Source organism: Enterococcus sp. AZ120 (assembly GCF_050546165.1).
In the GTDB taxonomy this organism is placed as follows: domain Bacteria; phylum Bacillota; class Bacilli; order Lactobacillales; family Enterococcaceae; genus Enterococcus; species Enterococcus faecalis.
The window spans coordinates 1,588,468-1,604,066 of record NZ_CP172950.1; the positions used below are offsets into that span (position 1 = coordinate 1,588,468).

Annotated in this window: 14 protein-coding genes; 5 read left to right on the forward strand and 9 right to left on the reverse strand. The window is 37.2% G+C overall.

What is annotated here, in order from left to right:
• Nucleotides 1–147: 147 nt before the first annotated feature.
• The 5 genes from IGJ46_RS07670 to IGJ46_RS07690 all read right to left on the reverse strand — a co-directional run bounded on the left by IGJ46_RS07670 (nt 148) and on the right by IGJ46_RS07690 (nt 7,297).
• Nucleotides 148–867 (reverse strand): MIP/aquaporin family protein, encoded by a 720-nt coding sequence (locus IGJ46_RS07670; protein ID WP_002357140.1) that lies wholly within the window; start codon nt 865–867, stop codon nt 148–150.
• Between the two features lie 7 nt (nt 868–874).
• Nucleotides 875–2,704 (reverse strand): type 1 glycerol-3-phosphate oxidase, encoded by a 1,830-nt coding sequence (gene glpO / locus IGJ46_RS07675; protein ID WP_218391157.1) that lies wholly within the window; start codon nt 2,702–2,704, stop codon nt 875–877.
• A gap of 20 nt (nt 2,705–2,724) precedes the next feature.
• Complete coding sequence (glpK, locus tag IGJ46_RS07680; protein WP_002357138.1) at nt 2,725–4,230, reverse strand: glycerol kinase GlpK; 1,506 nt, start codon at nt 4,228–4,230, stop codon at nt 2,725–2,727.
• Between the two features lie 276 nt (nt 4,231–4,506).
• A complete protein-coding gene (locus tag IGJ46_RS07685) occupies nt 4,507–5,973 on the reverse strand; it encodes a helix-turn-helix domain-containing protein (RefSeq protein WP_375343111.1) in 1,467 nt (488 codons plus the stop codon).
• A complete protein-coding gene (locus tag IGJ46_RS07690) occupies nt 5,963–7,297 on the reverse strand; it encodes an FAD-dependent oxidoreductase (RefSeq protein ID WP_218391158.1) in 1,335 nt (444 codons plus the stop codon). Before IGJ46_RS07690 ends, IGJ46_RS07685 begins: the two co-directional genes overlap by 11 nt.
• Before the next feature lie 179 nt (nt 7,298–7,476).
• Between IGJ46_RS07690 and IGJ46_RS07695 the strand changes: the two genes are divergently transcribed.
• Together IGJ46_RS07695 and IGJ46_RS07700 are read left to right on the forward strand one after the other, a co-directional pair.
• Entirely contained in the window at nt 7,477–7,833 is a 357-nt protein-coding gene (locus IGJ46_RS07695; RefSeq protein ID WP_002357135.1) for a hypothetical protein, read from the forward strand.
• Nucleotides 7,834–7,866: 33 nt separating this feature from the next.
• Entirely contained in the window at nt 7,867–8,028 is a 162-nt protein-coding gene (locus IGJ46_RS07700) for a hypothetical protein (protein ID WP_002357133.1), read from the forward strand.
• 242 nt (nt 8,029–8,270) lie between these two features.
• On the opposite strand, the gene IGJ46_RS07705 is transcribed toward IGJ46_RS07700, so the two are convergent.
• From IGJ46_RS07705 to IGJ46_RS07720, 4 genes are all read right to left on the reverse strand, one after another.
• On the reverse strand, nt 8,271–8,711 hold the full coding sequence (locus IGJ46_RS07705; RefSeq protein ID WP_002384384.1) for a hypothetical protein: 441 nt from the start codon (nt 8,709–8,711) through the stop codon (nt 8,271–8,273).
• A gap of 69 nt (nt 8,712–8,780) precedes the next feature.
• A complete protein-coding gene (locus IGJ46_RS07710; RefSeq protein WP_218391160.1) occupies nt 8,781–9,317 on the reverse strand; it encodes a GNAT family N-acetyltransferase in 537 nt (178 codons plus the stop codon).
• Nucleotides 9,318–9,386: 69 nt separating this feature from the next.
• Nucleotides 9,387–12,092 carry a cation-translocating P-type ATPase gene (locus IGJ46_RS07715; RefSeq protein ID WP_002377094.1) on the reverse strand — a complete coding sequence of 902 codons (2,706 nt, stop codon included), beginning with the start codon at nt 12,090–12,092 and terminating at the stop codon, nt 9,387–9,389.
• A 317-nt stretch (nt 12,093–12,409) separates the two neighbouring features.
• Nucleotides 12,410–13,060, reverse strand: coding sequence for a YczE/YyaS/YitT family protein (locus IGJ46_RS07720; RefSeq protein ID WP_002378427.1), 651 nt, complete (start codon nt 13,058–13,060; stop codon nt 12,410–12,412).
• Between the two features lie 88 nt (nt 13,061–13,148).
• Between IGJ46_RS07720 and yeiL the strand changes: the two genes are divergently transcribed.
• From yeiL to IGJ46_RS07735, 3 genes are all read left to right on the forward strand, one after another.
• Nucleotides 13,149–13,814 (forward strand): transcriptional regulator YeiL, encoded by a 666-nt coding sequence (yeiL, locus tag IGJ46_RS07725; protein ID WP_002362037.1) that lies wholly within the window; start codon nt 13,149–13,151, stop codon nt 13,812–13,814.
• A 71-nt stretch (nt 13,815–13,885) separates the two neighbouring features.
• Nucleotides 13,886–14,281, forward strand: coding sequence for a DUF3224 domain-containing protein (locus IGJ46_RS07730; protein ID WP_002362038.1), 396 nt, complete (start codon nt 13,886–13,888; stop codon nt 14,279–14,281).
• Nucleotides 14,282–14,390: 109 nt separating this feature from the next.
• Nucleotides 14,391–15,572, forward strand: a complete 1,182-nt coding sequence (locus tag IGJ46_RS07735; RefSeq protein WP_016627652.1) for a multidrug effflux MFS transporter — start codon at nt 14,391–14,393, stop codon at nt 15,570–15,572.
• Nucleotides 15,573–15,599: the final 27 nt, after the last annotated feature.

The following is a 15,599-nucleotide window of genomic DNA, read 5'->3' on the forward strand; positions in this document are numbered from 1 at the left end:
ATTGTTCTGTTACGTATTTGGACAAATTGTCTAAATGTCTAAGGAAATCTTTTTTTGTTTAATATGTAGCAAAAAACACTTGCAAGAATTGATTACTTCTCACAAGCGTTTTTTATTGTCTAAAACAACTATTTACATTTCATTTTATTAAATAGTGAATAAATAAATTACTGCAGCTAATGAAGCACCTAAGATAGGTCCCACAATTGGCACCCAAGAATAAGCCCAATCAGAATCACCTTTTGTTTTCACAGGAATAATTTGGTGCGCTAAACGAGGTCCTAAATCACGTGCAGGGTTAATTGCATAACCTGTAGGTCCGCCTAATGATAGACCTAGTCCTAAGACCAAAATCCCAACAAGCATTGGGTTAATGCCAGCCGCTAAGTCGTTTTGAGAAAAGGCTAGTAAGCCAAAAACCAAGACAAATGTGCCGATAATTTCTGTTAAAACATTGGCTGGATAGTTACGGACAGCTGGACCAGTGGCGAAGGTTCCTAAAATAGCACCTTTGTCTTCTGTAATGTTCCAATGGGGTAAATAAGCTAACCAGACAACTAAACCACCAATAAAACCGCCTAGGACTTGAGCTACGATATAAGGTAAAACCATGCCCCATTCAAAGTTTCCAGTAATTGCCATCGCAACTGTTACAGCAGGATTTAAATGCGCTGGACTCATATACCCAGACATGTAAACAGCTAATGTAACAGCAGCGCCCCAACCTAAAGCAATAACGACCCAACCAGAAGCAAAGGCTTTGCTTTTCTTCAAGTTAACTGCGGCACAGACGCCATCCCCTAGTAAAACTAAAATCATCGTTCCGAAAAATTCACCGAATAATTGTGTCATCATCGAAGTTCCCATTTTTTCTTCACCCTACTTTCAAATTTTTTAAATCTGATTCTTCAATTACTTTTTCTAATGTTTCAATGTGTCGTGCTCTTTCTTCCGCTGTCCATTGATAATGCTGTGCCATTTCTTCAATGACTCCCGCTTTCACTTGGTCCAAACGATCACGCATAAATAATAAGTGGTTGGTCCGTCGCAATAAAAAGTCGACGGGTGTTAAAGCCATTTCTTCTTCCATCGCATAGTTTAAAGAGACAGTTTCTGTTAAGGTTAAACCAGGAATTACTTTGGCATCATCAATCATTTCAAAAACAGTTGGTACGTTGGAGCCATATAAATGAGCTAAGTATAGTGCATCCTTTTCACTTAACCCTTTAGATACGCCATGTTTTGCCAACGCTTCTAATTCTTCGTCTACCGTTGCAGGGTTCAATTTCCCGCCTGAAACTGGATAGTTTTTAGAATCAATTAAGGTGAATTCTTTCTGGTATTCTTCTGCTAAGATGGTTTGAATCATTTTCATCGCACCTTCTGCCATTTTACGATAATCTGTTAATTTCCCACCAGCCAAAGTGAGCAAGCCATCCGCTGATCTTTCCAATGAGCTGCCTCGAGAGACAGCTGAAGGATTGACTTTATTTTCCACCAAACTATCTTCTAGATGGTTTAGGACTTCTTCAATTTCTCGTTTATCTGTTTTGTTTTTTTGGTATCTGTCAACGACATCAATGACTTCATCAATACTTTTATCTGAAAGTTTGCCATTGTTTCCCCCGTTATAATCTGAGCCACCGTTAGCAGAAATTAAAGGTCGCAAGCCAGCCCAGCTGGCTTCAATATCATCAATTGTCAATTGTACCTCTGGATAACGATTATTGACTACTTCCAATAGGTAATCCACATCACTTTGTTCTACTGTTGGATGTTGAAAGTCTCCATGGTAATCTGTATCCGTCGTCCCAAAATATGTTTTTTCTTCTCTTGGAACAACGAAGACCATGCGGCCATCTTGTTTACCTGTATCAAAATACGTTGGTTGAGGAACATTTAAACGGCTTTTGTCGACAACTAAATGAACCCCTTTGGTTGGACGCATTTGTGGTGTAAATGAATCATTTTTGTCTAAGCCTCTTAATTTATCTGACCAAGGACCAGTAGTATTAATCACAACATCTGCGTGAATCTCAAACTGTTCATCAGTTAGTAGGTCCTTTGCTTGAATGCCAGTAATTTTCCCTTCATCATTGTATAAAAAGCCCACCGCTTGAACCCGACTCACAGCATGCGCCCCGTCAGCTACTGCTTGTTTAATATTTTCAATAACTAAACGAGCATCATTATTTCGATAATCTAAATAAACACCGCCACCTTGTAGACCTTCACTTTTTAGTTGTGGTTCACGTGCCAAAACCTCTTCTTTTGTTAACAGATAGTTGGCGTACTTGGTACCTGTTACATCAGCTAACTGATCATATAAATCCATTGCTATTTTGACAGAAAATAGATTAAATGTTGCATTTGGCTCATCATAAATCGGTAATAACATGGGATCCGCTTTAGGGATGTGTGGCGCAATGGATTGAACGACGGCTCGTTCTTTCACTGTATCTGCCACCACCTCCACGTCAAACGTTTTCAAATAGCGGATACCACCATGAACTAATTTGGTTGATCGTGAAGAGGTGCCCTCTGCGAAATCCTGCATTTCAATTAACCCTGTCTTCATTTTAGCGGCACTGGCTTGCAGGGCAACGCCTGCGCCAGTAATGCCACCACCAATAATTAAGACATCTAAGTGTTGTGTTTTTAAAGCGTCGATTGATTGTCGGCGTGTTTCTATTGAGAAAGTCATAGAAAATTCCCCTTTTCCATTTACTTATTTTTACGTTTGAATTGTTGGGTAGCTGCTACTGCTTGTTGCCAACCTTCATATAAATCTTCTCGTTCTTCTTCCGCCATAATTGGTTCAAATTGTTGTCCTTCTTCTTGGAATGCTTTGATTTCTTCTAAGTCTTTCCAGAAGCCAACCGCTAAGCCCGCCAAGAAAGCTGCGCCTAAGGCCGTTGTTTCTAAGTTATGGGCTCTTTGAACAGCAGTGTTTAAAATATCCGCTTGGAATTGCATCAAGAAATCATTGTTTGCTGCTCCACCGTCTACTTTTAAGACGGGAATATCTATGCCTGTATCTTCTTTCATCGTGTCAATAATGTCACGAACTTGATACGCAACTGCTTGCAGTGTCGCTTTGACAAAATCTTCTCTCGTGGTACCACGTGTCAATCCAAAGACAGCCCCACGCGCTTGTGAATCCCAATATGGTGCGCCCAAACCAGTGAATGCCGGAACCACATAAACTTCATTGTGTCCTGTTGACGCTTTGGCTACTGCTTCAGATTCAGCAGCCGTTTGCAACATTTTTAAGCCATCTCGTAACCATTGAATCGCTGAACCAGCCACGAAGATACTTCCTTCCAAGGCATAATATACTTTGCCGTTAATGCCATAGCCAATAGTGGTAAGCAGATTATTTTTAGAAAGTTGAGGTTCTTCGCCAGTGTTCATGACAATAAATGAGCCTGTTCCATAGGTATTTTTAACCATCCCAGGTTCAAAGGCCATTTGACCAAATAAAGCGGCTTGTTGGTCACCAGCCATCCCAGCGATAGGAACTTCACTTCCGTAAAAATGGTAATTTTTTGTTAGTCCATACACTTCAGAGTTCGAAACCACTTTCGGTAACATCACTCGTGGGATATTTAAAAGATCCAAAATTTCTTGATCCCAATCTAAATCATGGATATTAAACAACATCGTCCGACTTGCATTTGAATAATCAGTGACATGAGTATCTCCCGTTAATTTCCAAACGAGCCAAGTGTCAATTGTCCCAAACATCAATTCTCCATTTTCTGCACGTTCTTGCGCACCTTCTACGTGATCTAAGATCCAACGAACCTTCGTTGCTGAGAAATAAGCATCAATGATTAACCCAGTTTTTTCATGAATCATTTCGCTGTAGCCATCTTCTTTTAGTTGATCAGCAATAGGTGTCGTTTGGCGTGATTGCCAAACAATTGCGTTATAAATTGGTAACCCAGTTGCTTTGTCCCAAACAACGGTTGTTTCCCGTTGGTTTGTTATCCCAATTCCGGCAATATCTGTAGGTTTCACTCCTGACTCAATTAAAGAACCTGCAATAACGGATTGAACAGAATTCCAAATTTCATTGGCATTATGTTCCACCCAACCTGCATTAGGGAAATATTGAGTAAATTCCTTTTGTGAACTACCAATTTTGTTTCCTTTTTTATCAAAAATAATTGCACGAGAACTAGTCGTTCCTTGATCAATCGCCATAATGTATTTTTCTTCTGCCATGATAATTCCTCCTAAACGTTTTTGAAATCGTTTTCTTTATGTCCCTATCTTACAAACAAAAGACTAACTAAACATGTCAAAAACTTTTTTTATTTTAAAAAAATTGAAAGGATTTCTACTAAAACCAACAAAGACAACGCTTTCAATAATACTTTTATTATCTCTAATTTTTCAATAAAAAGAAACATTTTTGTTTAAAAAAGCCTAATTTTCGACTTTTAATTGTAAAAAGGCTGGTGCGAGGATCAGATAATTTCCGTCACACCAACCTTTTGTTTATTTCTCCCGCAAGGTACGTATTTTCTTTTTTAATTGTTGCATATCATAGGTCGAACTTAATTCTGACAAAACATAGACTTCCGGTGTTCCTTGATAGCTCGTTTGCTGATAATTGGTCACAATTAAATCATATGTTTGTTCAGGCTGATACCTCTCCACCAGCGTGCCATTCATATTTTTAAGACTAAGCATTAATACTTGTGTTAACGCCGCTTGATAAAGAGCATCCATTGCTAAATGAATTCCAATTTTTATTTCACCAATCATTTTAAATTCAATTAATGCCAACACGCTTAAATATTTGACCAGAGAAAGTTCATGCAAACTATCTCCTGGTTGATACGTTTCATCAAAACAAGCTAAAGCTTTTTCTAATAACGTTGTTGAAAAAGAAGCTAATTCCCGACTAGATAATTGCTGTTCTTTTTCCCAGATATGGGCCCGATCAAAGACTTCCAATTCTCCTTTAAAAAAATACAGTTTTCCATGAATTTGTGAAAAATAGTAAGCCATGGTTTTCTCAAGAGTAGGTTCAAATTTATGGGGCCGATAATACAAGACCACATTTTCCAAGATAAACGTATCAGCTAAAGAAACAGCGGAACGACGTCCCCGAATTAAGGAATATTCATCAAAAGCTGATTCTGGTAAGACCGACATTGTGATTAGAAAAACAAAATGAATCATGCTTTCTCCTTCGTCTAATTCTAATGAATAGCGACTAGAAAAACGGAAAAACAATTGTCGAACTTGCTTAAATAACGGATCTTCTTTAAAATCAATCATTTTCTTTCTCAATTGTTGATATTTTTTTGAAGTGACCGCTAGGCGCTTTTTCGTAATACTCAACCAAAGGCTAACTTTTAACGCATTATGTTCATTAAAAGTAAAACCTAAGCCAGTCTCAATCCCTTCAATTATCCGTTTATTTAACGGCGACATCGTTTTTTTCTGGTGTATTTCATAGGGAGTAATATACCAATACAACTGAAAGTAAAAGTAACGAATCTGCAATTCTTCTCCCTGTAGTTGTCCATTTTTTATTTGCAATTCAAAGGCGGCTAACAATTGATTGAGTTCTTTAATCTTTCGAAATAAAGAAGACTCACTAATCATAAATTTAGTCGTTAATTGAACAATAGAAAACTCTTTATTACGATATAAATAATCTAAAAGTTGAAATTTAAGAGACTCTTTTACAAATGCTTCAATTAAATGATTCAACGAAAAAAAATCCGATAAGGTGATTGATAGCTGTTGGCCATCATAAGTAAGCTGACAATCCTGTCCAAAAGGTTTCAAAAAATAATGTAAATCCTCTAAGTCTTTTTCAAAGGAGGCTTTTGTGACCGCTAAAAATGCTGTTAAATCAGAGACTGAGCAGGTGCCGCCTGCTAAGATGGTTTGTTGCACCGTTAATAATTGTCGCATCGCTTTCTTTTCCAATAACGTCTCAACTTTCATCGTTCTCTCTCCAATAAGCCGAAGCACCCATCAAATTTGTAATATCATAAATATTGGTTAAGGAAGGTTGATAAAAATAATCTTTTTGTAATAGGTCTGTCAGTGTCTGACCTGTTTGGATACTTAATGCTAACGTATTTATTTTTTCTAAACAATTGTTTTTTGAACAAAGCTGTGCCCCAAGGACCCGTTGTGTCACTTTATCATAGATTAATTTGCCTAAAATTTCTGTCCCATGTTGTAGAGGCGGCGCTGGCTGTCTAACAATTACGGAAGCAAGTGTTTGCGGAAAAAATAAACCTTCCGTTTCGGTTAGACCTGTACTAGCAAGGTAATAGTCCCCCACTTTTGTTCCCATTGTTCGCAAAGAGCCAATGAATCGGTGTGTTTTTTCTTCTAAATTGTTGGCGACTACTAAGCCAGTTCGTACCGCATTGTTCACTAACGGAGCATAAAAAGTTTCCGCGACTGGTTCATTCATAACTGAAATGCAATCTCCGATGGCAAAAACATTCGGCACTGAAGTTTGTAAATAAGCATTCACCGCGATTGTCTGATCCAGATTCCGTTGAATTTTTTTATCCAAATAGGCTAATTGAGGATGTAAGTTTAAAGCAAAAATCCCACTGTCACAAGAAATTTTCTGTTCACTTGTTTCAAGAACAATACCATTTGCTGTTTCTTCAATTCCTAGGACCGTTTCTTCAAAATGGAAAATTACTGCTTGTTTTTCCAAAGATTTTTGAACTTCTGCGACCATTTCTTTATCAAAATATTTAGGCAATAGATTTTCCAAGCTTTCAAAGACATGGACCGTTTTCTTCATTTTCACAAGAAAATCAATAGCTTCCATTCCAATGGGTCCTGCACCAATGACGGCTACTGTCTGGCTTTCTTCCAGTAATGGAACAGCCGCTAAAGCACCTGATAAAAATTTATATTTGAGTAGTTTTTCTGTTTGACTACCACGAATTTGCGTGGAAAACTGGCTCGCACCTGTCGCTAAAATCAATTTATCATAAGAATACCACTGTTGCTCTTCCTTTTGTGCCCAAGCAATCAATTGGTTCTCAACATCCATTGCCACGACTTCTCTATTTAAAAGCAACTGAATCTTTTGACGACGTAATTCCTCTTCCGTTATGTAACGTGCTTCGTGTAATTCATTGATGGTATGATTAAAATACGCACTTAAGCCACCAGATAAATACCCCACTGTTGCTTGCTTGTCAATTAAAGAAATTTCTGCTTGGGGATATTTTTTCCTTGAAGCAATTGCTGCGGAAATACCTGCGAATGATGCACCAATAATCACAATTTTCATTTGTTTCCTCCTCTGTCAGGACCTATTATACTTCTCTCAGTTTATCATGATTAAAAAGAATGCTAAAGCAACAACTATAGTTTTCCCTTAAAATAATTATTTTTGCTGAGCGCATTGCTTTTCAAGCACTTTCATTTTCATTTATAATAAATGTTACTACTGTTTGAGGAGGAGTTTTCATGTCTGCAACAAAAGAGCAATTGGAACTATTTTTATTTTATTTATCTGAAACCCATACAAAAAGTTTATCTTTACATGACTTAGTTACAAGTCGACCACGCCCAGAAGAAGCGCGTATTTTATTAAATATTAACGAGGTTTTCACTTACTATCATAGCGCTCGTGTTCTCTACACAAGTGTTCCTGCTCTTGAAAACAACAAGTCTGAGCCTTTTTTCCAAGCCTTCGAAAATTTTTATTTTGAATTAAAACAACATTTTTTCAATGAAGAAGATGAAACCAATCAATTGAATGAACGTCTAGAGGAAATGAAAATTGCCTTTGAACAATTGACGGATGACTACAATGTTCTATAATAGAAGAGAACAATTCGTTGAGAAGGGGTCCTTATGAAGCAAGAAGAAGTGATTGAACGTTTAAAAGAAGAACTAAATTTGCCATTTTTTAATGGTACGTTAGAAGAAAAGAACTATTCTGAAGCAGATTATCAACAAATCAAGAAAGAGTTAATTCAATACTTTGATGATTATGTGCGAAATGTTGAAAATTAACGAGCTAAAACAACCTTTGATTTTAATAAAATCAAAGGTTGTTTTATTATTAAATAAAAAAAATAACAAAAAAAACCACCGGCAGTTTTGCCGATGGAAAAGGAGTATTTACTCAATAAGAGTAAAATGAAAAATAAAAAGGTTGTTGTTGGTATGAATTAATAATACAATACACTTTCTCTTTTGTCCATAAAAAAGACATGAAAAAAATATTAAATTCGTTAGTTATTTTTATTAGTTTTTTATTTTTTCAAAAGAATGTTGCTCATCCGCGTAATGGCAAAGGTTAATTCATCCGTTGCTTGGTCTTGCTTTTCTTCTGAAGCGTTAAATAATTCTGCATCAATGCCTGTTTCTGGATCTGTTGCTAAAATCATTTCATTGCATCCTGCTACATATTCTGTATAAGCATGTTGAAATTTTTTGTGAATGCCAAGTACTTGTGGCGTCGGTTTTAATGTTCCGACTTTTTTGAGCATTAATTCATATTTTTCAGTACCTTCTTTAAATTTTGCTTGAATTTCTGCAATTCGTTCGGCTGTTAAATCATTCACTTTATTCTTATCGATCGCTTGACGAACTTCTTCGTAATATGGATTCATGACTTCGCCAATGTCTTCTGTTGTTTTAACGATATCATTAATTGTTTGAACGTAAAATCCTAAATTTGGTCTCATAACCATCCCTCTTTTCCCTTTTCTCTTTCACTCCATTTTACACTTTTTCTATTCCATCTGACAAGTGGCACTTTTTCAGTCTTTATTCTTTTGATTTTTAACAGAGAAAACATAGTGAGGCATCGTTTTGCCACGATATGTTTTAATGTATCGATCCCTAACAAGCATCTGGTTTCGAATAGCGACATTCATAGAGGCTAAGTTCGTATCACGAATCGTTGAAATAACTTCTGGAAAATTTAATACATCGAATGCGTATTGCTTTGTTGCTGCGGCAGCTTCAATCGCATACCCTTTGTGCCATTCTTTCACACATAAATGATAACCAATTTCTGGATAGCTCTTACCTTTTACTAATTGATTGGTGAGACCACACTCGCCGATGACTTCGCCTGTTCGTTTCTTCTCTAACGCCCATAAGCCGTAGCCGTATTCTTGATAGGACTGTAAGTTCCACTTTAGCCAGTTTGCAACCTCTTCATCAGAAAAAGCGTGTTCATAGGCATACATCACATTTTCATCTTGCAAAATTTTTTTCAATTCCGCTTCATCTTCCGTCTGCCATTCTCTGACAATAAGTCGTTGTGTTTCGAAAATAATTTTCCGTTTCAAGCCCTTTCACTCCTTACATAAAGAAAAATTGACTGGTTTAAGTACCAGCCAATTTTCTTTTCTTATTTATTAAGCACCTTTACCTGCTTTACGTTGGAAGAACTTCACAATTTCCACAATTGGGATGATAGCAAAAGAAGTACCTGCTACAATTGCCCATTGATATGCATCTAAATGTGTGACGCTGAATAAATCATTAAATCCTGGAATAACAATCGTTGCAGCTAATAGCAAGAACGAAACAAGAATCCCATAGTTAAATGATTTGTTGCGGAATAAGCCAACTTTGAAAATTGATTGATAAATCGACTTCACATTAAAGGCATGGAACAATTGAATTAATCCCAAAGTAGCGAAGGCCATGGTTAAAGCATCGCCGTGTTGTAAATCATACAACGCTTGCGCCGATAAGTTTGTGTTAGCCGCGGTATGTGCTGGGAACATAATTGACATTTTATACACAATCAAAGTCAATGCCCCTTGCGTAATCCCTTGGTAAACAACACTGCTTAAAACGCCGCCAGAGAAGAAGTTCGATTTTTTACCACGAGGTTCATGGCTCATCACATCACGTTCTGCTGGTTCCACACCTAACGCAATCGCTGGGAAAGTATCCGTTACTAAGTTAATCCACAATAAGTGAACAGGTAACAAGGTATCCCAATTGAGCATTGTTGCAATAAACAAGGTTAATACTTCCCCTAAGTTAGCTGAAAGTAAATATTGAATCGTTTTTTGGATATTTGAGAAGACTTTACGTCCTTCTTCTACCGCTACAATAATTGTTGAAAAGTTATCATCGGCAAGGACCATATCTGAAGCACCTTTTGATACTTCTGTTCCGGTAATTCCCATACCAATCCCGATGTCAGCAGCTTTTAAGGCTGGGGCATCATTTACGCCATCACCAGTCATCGCAACCACTTTTCCTTCTTGTTGCCACGCTTTAACAATCCGAACCTTGTGTTCTGGTGAAACACGAGCATAGACAGAGTAGTGTCCCACGACTTGTGCGAATTTTTCATCTGACAATTCATTTAATTCAGCGCCTGTAATGACTGCATCGTCGTCGCCTTCTTTGATGATGCCTAAACGTGCCGCAATTGCTTCTGCTGTATCACGGTGGTCACCCGTAATCATAATTGGACGAATACCTGCTTCTTTCGCGACTTTTACAGCATCTGCAGCTTCTTTTCTTTCTGGGTCAATCATACCGACTAAACCAGCAAATGTTAAATCTTTTTCCACAAGTTCAGAACTCATTTCGGCTGGAATCGTCTCAACATATTTATAAGCCATTCCTAAAACACGTAAGGCTTGTTTCGCTAATGAGGTGTTTGTTTTCAAAATTTCTTGACGTTTTGTTTCATCTAATGGACTTGTTTCTCCATTTGATAAGATTTCCGTACAACGTTTCAATAATTCATCTGGTGCACCTTTGACAGAAACTAGGAAGCCACCTGTTTTTAATTCATGAACAGTAGTCATTAATTTACGATCAGAGTCAAAAGGAATCTCTGCCACACGAGGTTCAGCTGCTACTTTTTCGGTTACGTTAAACGCATGATCTAAACCAAATTGTACTAAGGCAGTTTCTGTTGGGTCACCAATTAATGAACCATCTTGAGCGATTTTTGTATCATTCGTAAAGTTCATGATTTTTAAAGCCATATTATCGGCAGGGATTTCTGTGGAAGCAGATAAAACTTGACCATCTGTATACAACGCTTCAACGGTCATTTGATTTAAGGTTAACGTACCTGTTTTATCTGAACAGATAATATCTGTACTTCCTAATGTTTCAACGGCTGGTAACTTACGGACAATTGCATTTTTCTTGGCCATTTTTTGGGTACCTAAAGCCAAAATAATCGTGACAATCGCTGGTAATCCTTCTGGAATTGCCGCTACAGCTAACGAAATTGACGTTAATAACATGTCAATCCATGAACGACCATTCATCATTCCTACCACAAACATCACCGCTGCAATGACTAAAATGGCAATTGTTAACATTTTACCCAATTGGTTTAAGTTTTGTTTTAAAGGCGTTTCCGTTTCTTGTTCGCTTGCTAGCATGCCAGCAATTTTACCGACTTCTGTATTCATTCCTGTGCCAACCACAACGCCAAGACCACGTCCATACGTCACATTACTATTGGAATAAGCCATATTGATTCGGTCACCGATACCAATATCGGTTCCCTCTAAGATGGTTACTTCTTTTTCAACTGGAACAGATTCACCGGTTAACGCTGCTTCTTCAATTTTTAAGCTATTCGCTTCCAATAAACGTAAATCGGCTGGAACGACATCCCCTGCTTCTAATAAAACAATGTCACCTGGCACTAATTCATCACTTTTAACAGTAATGACGTGTCCATCACGGCGAACATTCGCATTTGGTGAAGACATTTCTTTTAATGCTTCAATGGCTTGTTCCGCTTTAGCTTCTTGGATGACCCCAAAGATGGCGTTCAAGATAACAACCACTAAGATGATAATCGAGTCTACCACATCATGGGAAAAGACGGCTGAAATGACCGCTGCCGCTAATAAAACAATAATCATAAAATCTTTGAATTGCTCAAAGAATTTCACGGCAAGTGATTTTTTCTTCCCTTCATCTAGCACATTTTCCCCGTACGTTTCTAAACGCTTTTGAGCCTCCTGTGCACTTAATCCATCAGTTGTTGTGTTCATTTTCTCCAAAACAACTGTGTCGTCTTGTGCGTAAAACGCTTCAGACAATTGTGTTTTCTTTTCTTCTGACATGTTCTTCCTCCTCTATTTTTTGCAGCATCCTTCAAGTACTATTTTACATTTCATCAAAAATAAATGAAAAAAAATAGACTTGTGTATGCTACTTCGTCGAACATACATAAGTCTCACCGTTTAAGACAACACCAGAAATTGCTTTCGGAGTTGGTGATGTTGTCACAGCATAAATACTGTCAGTTACTCCCTCATGAAAAAACTATTTAACATTGATTGGAGAACCAATGTTATGAATAATTACTTAATTAGTATACCGTTTTCCACTCTTTTTTTCAAATAAAAGTTCTGCTCATTTGAAAAAAACTGAAATCCTTTCATTCGGATTCCAGTTTCTTGATTTGTATTCGTAAAATACGCTGTTGTCCCCGCTTTCTCGACCAACTAATAACCCAAGAAAGTAAGAAAAGACTAATCACGGTTCCTTCACGAACAAAAATCGGCAAATGATAACTAATGGACAATCCTAGTGCTAAATTGACACAAAAAATATCAACTAAATAACGATAAAACTGAAAACTATAGCGCGTTCTTTCAGAAATAAGTGTACAAAATTTTTCAATGGGAAATTGCAAAACACCTAGCGCAACTACCTGTCCTGTCCCAATTCCTGCTATGATTGTCCCTAAAATAAATAGAACAATTTTAACCAAATAATTTTGAAAAACAAGCGAACCAAATAATTGATATAAGAAAAAATTAATGACAAAACCAAAGCCAATTAACGCCACCAAAATAATCAAATAGTCCTGAATTTTACGCTGCTGATCTAACAACCAACACGTGCCTAAAAAAGCTAAATTGATAGCTGTGGTAACAGTTCCGACTTTTAAATGTGTAAGTGTTGCAAAGGTCACATTAAACGCATTAAAACTGCTAACCCCGATGCCTGCTTGAATTGTCAAACTGATGCCCAATGCACTAATTAAATAAAAAAGAAACGATAGTACAATTTTTTTCTTCCACATTATAAAAACTCCTCTACTCTTGATACGTCTATTATGTGCTACAATAGAAGAAACAAATAGGAGATATCTCCTATTATAAGGAGAAAAAATGCTTAAAACAGCCTACCAACGATCACCGAAACAAGAATTAGCTAAAAATACGCCTTTTTTTAATGAAACTGATTTAAAACACAGTTTTATTATCGATTTTGAAAATCAAGAATTCATTCATCACCAAGCAGAGCCATTAAATTATCTTTTTTATTTAATCAAAGGAAAAGCGAAAATTTTAAAAACAGAACGCAATGGCCGCCAATCCATTGTTCAGTTTTTAACGACAGGTGATTTAATTGGCGATTTAACATTAGTTCAAGCGGAAACGATAACCAAGGACGTTATCGCCTTAGGTGAAACCTGTTGTTTGGCTGTACCTTTAGCTTACGCAGAAACTGTTTTAAAAAACAAGGTACTTTTTATGCAGCAACTCAGCCATTATCTAGGGAAAAAAATGCTCCAACGGGTGGACCACTTTACAACGAATCAGACCTATGAACTAAGTTATCGGCTAGCGGAATTGCTATTGGTTGCCGCTAATCACGAAGATGTTTATAAAGAAAAACATACTGAGATTGCCGAATACTTAGGGGTTAGTTATCGCCATCTTATTTATACCTTCAAACAATTTCGAGAGCGCGGCTTTATTCAAAAACAAGGAACTGCTTATCACATCAACCGCTTAGCGTTACATTCTTTTGTGCAAAAAATGAAGAGTTAAAGTGGTGGATTGTTGACAAATAGTGCGCTTCCCGCTACCCTATTCTTATTAATAAGAAAGAAGGGACAGCAATGGAGCAAGCATCATTTACTGTATCTAGTTGGCAAGAACAACCGATTGACAATCTTAATGAAAATTTCCCAGTGAATCAAGCGAGCGCTACTTATCAACTGTCAGGCGCCTTATCTGGGACAGCTTCTGTGGAATACTTAATGACTTATCAAGGCTCTTCAATGGCTGATGGGCTTGAAGCTGTGGCTCAAGTGGTCGGTTTCCTACATTTCGAAGGAACTTATTTAGGAAAAAAAGGCACCTTTACTGCTTGCGAAAAAGGGACGTTTACACAGGGTCTTTTAGACTGCCCAGGTGAACTATTTCAAGCATCAGGTGAGCTTGCCGGTTTATCTGGTCGCTACACTTATGAATTTAGTCAAGAAGAAGCGCTTCTTCATTTAGACTTTGTATAATAAAAAATTTCAAGGAAAGTTGGTGACATTATTTTACTTATTTTAAATTTGGCGGTTGTAAAAGACAATGGGTGTTTTTGATTAGATTAAACTTTTAAGGAGAAAAATCATGAAAAACACCCGAAACACCGTCCCATCATTACTAATTATTATTTTGCTTGTGGGATTTCCACAAATCAGCGAGTCGATTTTCACACCCATTTTACCAGCGCTTAGTTCTGCTTTTAACATTCACGATAGCGTGGCACAATTAACCATGAGTATTTATTTTGTTGCCTTTGCCGTTGGCGTTTTATTCTGGGGAATTCTATCCGATACGATTGGACGTCGCCCAGCTATGTTATTAGGAATTTTATGCTATTTAATTGGAAATATTGGCCTTTTTTTGAGTCCGACATTTCCTTGGCTGTTATTCTTCCGTTTAATTCAAGCATTTGGTGCAAGCGTTGGTTCTGTCATTACCCAATCAATGATGCGGGAAAGCTTTAACGATCTTCAAAGAGGGAAAATTTTTGCTCAAACAAGCGCTGCCCTATCGCTATCTCCTGCCATCGGACCCTTAGTCGGCGGACTTGTTCAAACCTATTTTGGCTATCAGCATGTCTTTAGCACCTTAATTGTCATGGCTGTTCTATTACTTTTCTATAGTTTTTATCGTTTACCAGAAACCTTTCACTTAGGAAATGCCTTAACGAAAGCGCCTTTTTGGTCCGTGGCGAAACGCCTTTCCTTCGACTCGAAAGTTTGGTGCTACGGCTTATTGATTGGGGGCATTAATGGTTTATTGTTTAGCTACTATGCAGAAGCTCCGTTTATTTTCATCAATCACTTTGGCTTTAGCAGTGTCCAATATGGCTTTCTTGGTTTAGTTTTAGCTGTGTCTAGTATTCTTGCTGCGGTTCTTATCAATTGGTTGCTAGGATATTGGTCAGCGGAAAAAATTGCCTTTGCTGGTTTGCTGCTAAGTATCTTTGCGGCTTGCTGTTTATTAATAATGACACAATTTGAAACAATCATTGGTCTTATTTTGTTTATTTTTCTCTTTTTCTTAGGGATTAATATTACTTTGCCCAATGCCTTAAGTATGGCCTTAAAAGGCTATGAATCTGTGATTGGTACTGCCAGTGGGATTTTTAGTTTTGTCTATTACTTGTTTGTTAGTTTCTTTACCTATTTGATTAGTTACTTTCACAATGGTACCATTTGGGTCTTGCCGCTTTACTTTTTAAGTTTTGCCTGCCTGTTAGCTTTCAGCTATTATGTCATTGTTTATCGTAAAACTTTAAAATAAAAATCAAAAACACACGAATATTTCGTG

Bases quoted from the DNA above. Each gene is read 5' to 3' on its own strand.
- IGJ46_RS07730 (WP_002362038.1), top strand. From the start codon at position 13,886: ATGGAGCAAGCATCATTTACTGTATCTAGTTGGCAAGAACAACCGATT.
- IGJ46_RS07735 (WP_016627652.1), top strand. From the start codon at position 14,391: ATGAAAAACACCCGAAACACCGTCCCATCATTACTAATTATTATTTTG.
- glpK (WP_002357138.1), bottom strand. From the start codon at position 4,230: ATGGCAGAAGAAAAATACATTATGGCGATTGATCAAGGAACGACTAGT.
- IGJ46_RS07670 (WP_002357140.1), bottom strand. From the start codon at position 867: ATGGGAACTTCGATGATGACACAATTATTCGGTGAATTTTTCGGAACG.
- IGJ46_RS07715 (WP_002377094.1), bottom strand. From the start codon at position 12,092: ATGTCAGAAGAAAAGAAAACACAATTGTCTGAAGCGTTTTACGCACAA.
- IGJ46_RS07705 (WP_002384384.1), bottom strand. From the start codon at position 8,711: ATGGTTATGAGACCAAATTTAGGATTTTACGTTCAAACAATTAATGAT.
- glpO (WP_218391157.1), bottom strand. From the start codon at position 2,704: ATGACTTTCTCAATAGAAACACGCCGACAATCAATCGACGCTTTAAAA.
- IGJ46_RS07695 (WP_002357135.1), top strand. From the start codon at position 7,477: ATGTCTGCAACAAAAGAGCAATTGGAACTATTTTTATTTTATTTATCT.
- IGJ46_RS07690 (WP_218391158.1), bottom strand. From the start codon at position 7,297: ATGAAAATTGTGATTATTGGTGCATCATTCGCAGGTATTTCCGCAGCA.
- IGJ46_RS07720 (WP_002378427.1), bottom strand. From the start codon at position 13,060: ATGTGGAAGAAAAAAATTGTACTATCGTTTCTTTTTTATTTAATTAGT.
- yeiL (WP_002362037.1), top strand. From the start codon at position 13,149: ATGCTTAAAACAGCCTACCAACGATCACCGAAACAAGAATTAGCTAAA.
- IGJ46_RS07700 (WP_002357133.1), top strand. From the start codon at position 7,867: ATGAAGCAAGAAGAAGTGATTGAACGTTTAAAAGAAGAACTAAATTTG.
- IGJ46_RS07685 (WP_375343111.1), bottom strand. From the start codon at position 5,973: ATGAAAGTTGAGACGTTATTGGAAAAGAAAGCGATGCGACAATTATTA.